The sequence below is a fragment of the Pedobacter sp. HMWF019 genome, from assembly GCF_003061025.1.
Lineage (GTDB): Bacteria > Bacteroidota > Bacteroidia > Sphingobacteriales > Sphingobacteriaceae > Pedobacter.
The window spans coordinates 1-7,210 of the sequence record NZ_QAIL01000185.1 but is presented as its reverse complement, the minus strand read 5'-3'; the positions used below and the strand labels follow the sequence as shown (position 1 = coordinate 7,210).

The 7,210-nt window shown below is 41.3% G+C and carries 4 protein-coding genes and 1 pseudogene; 2 read left to right on the top strand and 3 right to left on the bottom strand.

Going from position 1 to position 7,210, the window contains the following annotated elements:
* From DBR11_RS11600 to cls, 3 genes and pseudogenes are all read right to left on the bottom strand, one after another.
* Window positions 1–583, bottom strand: a pseudogene (locus DBR11_RS11600) (transketolase); the annotation flags it as partial.
* Window positions 584–686: 103 nt separating this feature from the next.
* Window positions 687–1,589, bottom strand: coding sequence for an SMP-30/gluconolactonase/LRE family protein (locus tag DBR11_RS11595; protein ID WP_108552774.1), 903 nt, complete (start codon window positions 1,587–1,589; stop codon window positions 687–689).
* Between the two features lie 26 nt (window positions 1,590–1,615).
* Window positions 1,616–3,070, bottom strand: a complete 1,455-nt coding sequence (gene cls, locus DBR11_RS11590; RefSeq protein ID WP_108552772.1) for a cardiolipin synthase — start codon at window positions 3,068–3,070, stop codon at window positions 1,616–1,618.
* Between the two features lie 61 nt (window positions 3,071–3,131).
* On the opposite strand from cls, the gene DBR11_RS11585 reads away from it, so the two are divergent.
* Together DBR11_RS11585 and DBR11_RS11580 are read left to right on the top strand one after the other, a co-directional pair.
* Entirely contained in the window at window positions 3,132–4,343 is a 1,212-nt protein-coding gene (locus DBR11_RS11585; protein WP_108552770.1) for a dicarboxylate/amino acid:cation symporter, read from the top strand.
* A 130-nt stretch (window positions 4,344–4,473) separates the two neighbouring features.
* Window positions 4,474–6,642 carry an alpha-galactosidase gene (locus DBR11_RS11580; protein WP_108552768.1) on the top strand — a complete coding sequence of 723 codons (2,169 nt, stop codon included), beginning with the start codon at window positions 4,474–4,476 and terminating at the stop codon, window positions 6,640–6,642.
* The last annotated feature ends 568 nt before the right edge of the window (window positions 6,643–7,210 follow it).

Below are 7,210 nucleotides of genomic sequence, written 5' to 3'. Positions count from 1 at the left end.
CTTCTATAGAAATATGGTTATCATCATATAAATAGATCAAATTACCCAGTTCAAGATGGCCAGCGATGGAAGCCGCCTCAGAGGTCACCCCCTCCATCATATCTCCGTCACTGCATATCACATAAATTCTATAATCGAACAGATCAAAACCGGGCTTATTAAACCTCGTCGCCAGATGTTTTTGAGCGATTGCAAAGCCAACGCCATTGGCAAAACCTTGTCCAAGCGGTCCTGTAGTCACATCAACACCATCTGTAAGACCATATTCCGGGTGACCAGGTGTTTTACTGTTCAACTGACGGAATTGCTTCAGATCATCCAGCGTAAGTTTATATCCAGTTAAATACAGCAAACTATACTGAAGCATACATCCATGCCCCGCAGATAAAATAAAGCGGTCCCGATTTGGCCAGTGAGAATTTTTCGGATTATAGTTCATGAACTTACTGTACAATACATGCGCCATTGGAGCCGCCCCCATAGGCATTCCCGGATGCCCCGAATTGGCCTTTTGTACGGCATCTACAGATAAAAGTCTGACCGTATTGATTGCTAGTTCTTCCAGTTTACTGTTATTTTCCATTGTATATCAATTAGGATTTAAATACTTATGAAACGCTTTTTAGAAAAAAACTGTTTTTATTATTTGTCCCATTCACCCGATCTTTCCTAAAATTACCTTTTGCTTACATACCTTTCACCTTCATTGGCATCAAATAAATTGCTTTTGAAGCTGTAATAAATAAAATATCGTGATTTTTACCGCCAAAACAAACATTCGAAGTCCAGGGCTCCTTAATCTCAATATGGCCAATCCACTTGCCTGAAGCGTCATAAACGGTAACACCATTGCCTGTTAAATAAATATTGCCCTGCTCATCCAGGGTCATCCCATCAGATCGCTGATCAATGAGCGCCTGTTTTTCAGAAATTGCCCCATCTGCCCTTATCTTGTACTTAAAAACTTTGGCCGCCTTTCCATCTCCCACATACAATAATTTGCCATCCCTGGTTCCAATAATACCATTGGGCTTAAGCAAATCACCATCAGCAACTACAGGTTGTTTTTTACCCGCCTCCAGATAATAAACTTTTTCCCCTTTCATCTCAGGTGCCTGTCTGGTCCAATATTTTCTCTGAAAATAAGGATCTGTAAAATAAATGCCTCCTTTAGGATCAATCCATAGGTCGTTCGGCCCATTTAAAGCCAATCCTTCTACCCGCCCAAGAAGTACTTTCACCCGGCCTTTAGGATCAATAGACCACAACTCATTATGTTCATCCGCACAAACAATCAGGTTCCCCTTTTTATCAAAATAGGTTCCGTTGGCGCGACCTGCATGATCCGAAAACAGGGAAAGTTTCCCATGGGTATCGTATTTCCAAATGGTATTATTTGGCTGATCCGTAAAGAAAACATTACCATCTTTATCCGCTGCCGGTCCCTCCGTAAAATCAAATTGCCTGGCGATCAGCTTAAGACTATCCTGCTCAAATAGTTTTGCCGATACCCCATCCTGGGCCTCCACTTTTAGAAAACCAATGATTGGTAAAATCAATAAAATATATTTCCAAAATTTCAAACGCATACTCAAATAAATCATTCCTTAAAATTCTATAACAATGGAGACATTAATCTCGCCAGCTTCTCTGTAAATTCCCTGTAGATAGAACGCTTCATCCAGGCTTCAGGATCAATCTGTATAGCCCCTTTCAAATCCTCGTAAAAAACAGCTTTCAGTTGCTCCGAAAAGGCAGCGTCATATACAATACTGTTCACCTCAAAATTCAATTCAAAACTCCTGTGATCCATATTAGCCGTTCCTATAATCGACAACTGACCATCACATACCATCGTTTTTGCATGCACGAAACCCTTTGTATATAGATAAATTTCCACACCTGCACTGATCAGATCACCATAATACGACCGGGCAGCAAAATCAACCGTATGGGAATCTGACTCGCCGGGAACCAGCAACTTCACCTTAACACCACTCAATGCAGCTACCGTTAAAGCATCCAATAAGCTTTCTCCCGGAATAAAATAAGGCGTAGTGATCAGGATCTCCTCTTTTGAAGAACCAATGGCCTCCAATAAAGAAAACAAAATGGTTGGATTATCTGAATCGGGACCACTTGCGGCAATCTGCACTACAGTTCCTTTACTGCTCAAAGGTTCTGGTACAGCAAAGAAATCCTTCTGCGGAAAAAGTTCTTCATCCGCACAAAAATTCCAGTCACAAATGAACAAATACTGAAGATAATAAACGCCTTCGCCCTTAATTTTCAGATGCGTATCCCGCCAATAAAGCTGTTCTCTGCCTGCCGGATCGTTGATATACCGGTCACTTACATTGATACCACCTGTAAATGCGGTATGTCCATCTATAATAATGATTTTCCTATGGTTGCGGTAATTGATCCGGTTGGCCAGGGCAATGAAAAGGATCCTGTAGAAAGGAAAACAGATCACGCCCGCCTTTTTTAACTCCGGCACCACCCGTTTACGGATCGAACGGCTGCCAAAATCATCATAGATCAGCCTTACCTGTAAACCCGCTAAAGCTTTCTGGATCAGAATGTCTTTAATCTGGTTACCAATTACCTCATCCTCAAAAATATAATACTCAATATGGATGTGGTTTTTTGCAGCTTTCAATGCCTCAAGAACCTCTGGAAATTTTTCTTCACCATTCACCAATAACTGAACACTGTTTTCCTCACTCAACTGGCTTAATGTACTGTTTAATAAAAGTCTGGCCAGCTTATTGTATTTTTTTACTTCAGGTATATCCTGCGCCAGGATACCTTCAGATCTGCGGTAGATCCTTTTCCTGATTTCCCTCATCAGGGTCTCATCTTTCGATATCTTCTTGCTGTACAATTTACGCTTCCGGTAATTTGTACCTACGCTGAAATAAATAACGATGCCAGCAACCGGCAGGAAAACAGTAAGCAGCAGATAGGCCAGCGTTTTACTGGTTGTACTGGTATCATAGACTATGCGCAGACATACAGCAACAACAATCAACGTATAAGCAATTTCACCGGTCAGGATCCAATTCATTCAGTAATATTTTGTACATGACTAAATTAGCAATATCTTTCACAGAAATTACGATATACAGATGAACAATTTCTTTAAAAACTACAAAGGAATTATTTTCTTACTGATAGGTATCCTTATCGGCAGCATTGTTGGGTTGATCTTCGGAAAGAAAGTGGAAATCTTAAAGCCAATCGGCGATATTTTCCTTAATTTCCTTTTTACAGCGGTTATTCCATTGGTTTTCTTTGCAATTTCATCTGCCATTGCAGGACTCTCTTCCACCAATAAACTCGGACGGATGATGGGCATCATGTCTGCAGTCTTTCTGGCTACCATTTTAATTTCTGCCTCTATAACTATACTGGCAGTTCATATTTTCCCCATTCATGAACACGTCAAAGTTATTCCCCTAACAGAAACCATAGAAAAGAAACCATTTGGAGAACAACTCACAAAACTTTTCACCACCGGAGAATTTTATGAACTCCTGTCCAGAAAAAGCATGTTGGCTATGATTATCTTTTCGGTGCTGATTGGCTTCTCTACCCTCCATGCAGGAGAAAAAGGTGCCGCTTTTGCCCGTTTTCTTCATGCTGGAAATGAGGTATTCAAAAACGTTTTCATCCTCATTATGAAGCTTGGCCCGATAGGCCTTGGCGCTTATTTTGCCTATCAGGTTGGTGTATTTGGTCCACAACTTTTTGGAACCTATGCCCGTTCACTCGGGCTTTACTATGGTGTAGGTGCCTTCTATTTTGTTTTCATCTTCAGCTTGTATGCCTTTGTAGCCGGTGGAATAAAAGGCCTTAAAAGATTCTGGCCAAACAACATTATTCCTTCTGCCACTGCCCTGGGGACCTGCAGCAGCATTGCCACTATTCCCGCCAATATGGAAGGTTGCAAAAACATTGGCATTCCAGACTATATTACTAATGTTACTGTGCCATTAGGCGCAACGCTTCATAAAGATGGTTCCAGCATTTCCTCTATCGTCAAAATGGCCGTAGTCTTTGCCATGTTCGGTAAAAGCTTCAATAGCCCGGATGTGATCTTACTGGCCCTTGGAATGACCGTATTGGTGAGTATTGTAGAAGGCGGCATACCAAACGGTGGTTACGTGGGCGAACTGCTCTTTATTTCAGCTTATGGCTTTCCACCCGAAGCCCTTCCACCTGCCATGATCATAGGTACCCTGGTAGATCCAATGGCTACCCTGCTAAATGCAACAGGAGATAACGTTGCCGCCATGCTCATTGCAAGATTTACAGAAGGGAAAAACTGGCTAAAATAGGAGATTACAACCGCAATTCCATGTAACATTTTCCTGACCAAAAAGCCCTGACCCTAAATCAGCTTTCCCTCTTATTTTGCCTTTTATAAAACATTCAATAGCTTCATGGCAACCTTAACCAAGAAACGGAATGAAAGCCATGAGGATTTTATACACCCTGCTTTTACTAATGGGTTGTACAGCAGCCCAAGCTCAAAAAAGCAATACCATTGTTATTGAAACCAAACATTCCTGCCTGCTTTTTACACTTGCAGAAAACCATAAATTATACCAGAGCTATTTCGGACCCAGACTCAATCACGAAAGTGAACTTTCTCTGCTGAGCAGCAAAAGGCACGAAGCTTTGATTACCGGAGGTATGGAAGACCAGTTTGAACCCGCTATAAGACTTACACATGCAGACGGAAACCCATCGCTCAATCTTTTGGTTACAGGCCATAAAATCGAAAAAAAAGACAACAATGTAACTTTAACGACCATTACCTTTAAAGATCCACAATACCCGGTCCAGGTAGAGATGAAGCTTGAATCTTACCATAACGAAGACCTGATCAAGCAATGGACAGAGATAAAACACAGTGAAAAGACACCGGTTATTTTAAAAAATTATGCTTCATCTCTCCTGCACTTCGATGCCGATCAATACTGGCTCACCGAGTACACAGGAGACTGGGCAAAAGAAGTTGCTCAAAATGAATCCCGCTTAAGCCCAGGCATTAAGATTATTGACAGTAAGCTTGGTACCCGCGCGCACAAATACAGATCTCCCTTTTTCTTCCTGTCCCTAAATCAGCCGGCAAAAGAAAACAGTGGTGAAGTTATCGCCGGCACACTGGCCTGGAGCGGCAATTATCAGTTTCTATTTGAAATGGATGAAAAAAACTCCCTGAGAACCCTTTCCGGAATTAACCCTTACGCCTCTGAATATAAACTTAGGGCCAACGAGCTGTTTATTACCCCAGCTTTCCTGTACACCTATTCTACTGAAGGAAAGGGACAGGCCAGCCGAAACTTCCACAATTGGGCAAGAAATTATGGCCTTATGGACGGTCACCTGCCAAGGCTCACCCTATTAAACAACTGGGAAGCTACCGGCACCAATTTTAACGAAGAAACACTGGTGCATTTATTTGACGGCGCAGCCAAATTAGGGGTCGACTTGTTTCTTCTGGACGACGGCTGGTTTGGCAATACCTACCATAGAGATAACGATAAGGCAGCACTTGGTGACTGGCAGGAAGACAAGAGAAAACTGCCTTCGGGCTTAGGCTACCTGGTTAAACATGCAGAAGAAAAAGGTGTCAAATTTGGCATTTGGCTGGAACCTGAAATGGTCAACCCACAAAGCGAACTTTACAAAAAACATCCCGACTGGATCCTCAAATTACCCAACCGCGAGGAAAACTATCAGCGCAATCAGTTGGTCCTCGACCTATGCAATCCCAAAGTCCAGGACTTTATATATGACCTTGTCAACAACATGATGAGTAAAGATCCGGGTATCGCCTTTATCAAATGGGACTGCAACAGAACCATGAGTAATACCTGGTCACCCTATTTAAAGCAGGAACAGTCAAATCTATATGTGGATTACACCAAAAGTCTTTACAAGATGATGCAGCGCATCCGCTTAAAGTACCCACATTTACCCATCATGCTCTGCTCTGGCGGTGGCGGAAGGACCGACTATGGTGCACTTGCTTATTTCACAGAATTCTGGCCAAGCGACAATACAGATGCACTGGATCGAATTTATATACAGTGGGGCTATTCTCAGTTTTTCCCATCCATGGCGATTGCTGCCCATGTGACCTCCTGGAGTAAAACACAATCTATCAAATTCCGCACAGACGTGGCTATGATGGGGAAATTGGGTTACGACATCAAAGTTAATGACATGAAACCCGAAGAACTTCAGTTTAGCCATAACGCAGTAAGCAACTATAAAAACTGGAGCGAGGTGATCTGGCAGGGCGACCAGTACCGTCTCCTTTCTCCTTACGAGAACAATAGAGCGGCTCTTTTATATGCCTCAAAAACTAAAGATAAAGCCATGCTCTTTTATTACAATCTCTATCCAAGGTCAAGAGAAATCTTCAATAAAGTAAAACTGGAGGGATTGGATCCAAACAGGTCCTATCAGGTCAATGAAATCAACCTGATGCCTGGTATCCGTTCGTTAATTCCTGAAAACGGACAGACCTTTAGCGGAGACTATTTAATGAAAATCGGCCTAACCATGACCAATAACAAACCATTGCCGATGACAAGTAATCTTATTGAACTCCTGGCAAAGTAAGGCTGTGGCCACAAAAAACAAGTATTCTATATTGGCATAATAAGAAGCCATATCAGCATGTCACAAATCATATATCACAAAATTGTTACTTCAATCAACCGGTTGATTGAAGTATTTCTGGCTGACCCACCTTTTTACAGTTCAAACTGATCTCAGGACAAGTTGTTCAGTAACATTTTTAAGTCACATTTATCACAAACTTGGATTAAAAGCAATTCTTTTCTAATTTTGACTATAATACGCTGATACTAAAAAAGTCAAATTTTAGTTGAAGCAAAAACCTAAAACAAACTGCTTAATGTGAATCTATCGTTATAAAAATGTCAAAGTTTGAACACTTATCGTCTTTATAATGTTGTTTTGTCGATTCTGTATTCAAAATATAAATCAGATTCAATATTTTTGCGCACTTTAATTATTACATTACTTAATTAAATATTATATAATAACCCTTTATAATGCATAACCCGGAAAATAAAATCAAAGTTGCAATTTTAGGCGTAGGTAATTGCGCCAGCTCACTCGTGCAGGGTGTAGAATATTATACCACACATAGTGACAAAAAATC